Origin of the sequence: Pseudomonas sp. RW409 (genome assembly GCF_003184125.1) — a bacterium.
GTDB lineage: Bacteria > Pseudomonadota > Gammaproteobacteria > Pseudomonadales > Pseudomonadaceae > Aquipseudomonas > Aquipseudomonas chlororaphis_I.
The window spans coordinates 1-1,236 of record NZ_QHHP01000026.1; the positions used below are offsets into that span (position 1 = coordinate 1).

Consider the following 1,236-nt stretch of genomic DNA (forward strand, 5'->3'; position numbering starts at 1 on the left):
TTGTAGTGGTCTAATGAAACCGGACACCCATTTAGGCGAGAATGCTCGCCAGATAGAGGTGTCTGATGACCAAGCAACGTCGTTCCTTTTCCGCTGAGTTCAAACGCGAGGCCGCAGGCCTCGTGCTCGATCAAGGCTATAGCCATACCGAAGCCAGCCGCTCGCTTGGGGTGGTCGAGTCCGCGTTGCGTCGCTGGGTTAACCAACTCCAGCAGGAGCGCAACGGCGTGACTCCGCAGAGCAAAGCGCTGACGCCTGAGCAGCAGAAAATCCAAGAACTGGAAGCGCGCATTGCTCGCCTTGAGCGGGAGAAATCCATTTTAAAAAAGGCTACCGCGCTCTTGATGTCGGAAGAGCACGAGCGCATACGCTGATTGATCAGTTAAGCGCCCAGGAGCCAGTCGATTGGCTTTGCGCAGTCTTTGACATCACTCGCTCGTGCTACTACGCCCACCGCCTCAGACGCCGAACTCCGGACGTTGAGCGGCTTCGGTTGCGCAGTCGGGTCAATGAACTGTTTACGCAAAGCCGAAGCGCCGCCGGTAGCCGCAGCATCGTGTCGATGATGCAGGAAGACGGCGAGCAAATTGGGCGGTTCAAGGTGCGTGGCCTGATGCGGGAACTGAAGTTAGTCAGCAAACAACCTGGATCACATGCCTACAAACAAGCGACGGTCGAGCGGCCTGATATTCCGAACATTTTGAATCGAGAGTTTGAAGTGCCGGCACCCAATCAGGTCTGGTGTGGCGATATCACCTACGTCTGGGCTCAAGGAAAATGGCATTACCTGGCTGTTGTTCTGGATCTCTACGCGCGCCGAGTTGTGGGCTGGGCGCTGTCGAATAAACCAGACGCTGAGTTGGTGATCAAGGCGTTGGACATGGCTTATGAACAGCGTGGCAGGCCTCAAGGACTGCTGTTTCACTCAGATCAGGGATCGCAATATGGCAGTCGTCAGTTTCGCCAACGGCTCTGGCGTTACCGCATGCGCCAGAGCATGAGCCGTCGTGGAAACTGTTGGGATAATGCGCCGATGGAGCGCGTTTTTCGCAGCTTGAAAACTGAATGGATACCGACCGTGGGCTACATGACGGCTCAAGAAGCGCATCGAGACATCAGTCATTATCTGATGCATCGGTACAACTGGATTCGACCGCACCAGTTCAACGATGGGCTGGCCCCAGCTCAGGCCGAGAAAAAACTTAACGTCGTGTCCGGGATTAGTTGACCACTACA

General features: G+C 55.5%; 1 protein-coding gene. It reads left to right on the plus strand.

The features are described 5' to 3' along the window. The first annotated feature begins 65 nt into the window (after positions 1 to 65). Positions 66 to 1,228, plus strand: a protein-coding gene (locus tag DK261_RS13035; protein ID WP_110175829.1) for an IS3 family transposase whose coding sequence is annotated in 2 segments (ribosomal slippage) — positions 66 to 321 and positions 321 to 1,228 — 1,164 coding nt in all. Because the reading frame shifts where the segments join, the coding sequence is not laid out codon by codon here. Positions 1,229 to 1,236 lie beyond the last annotated feature (8 nt).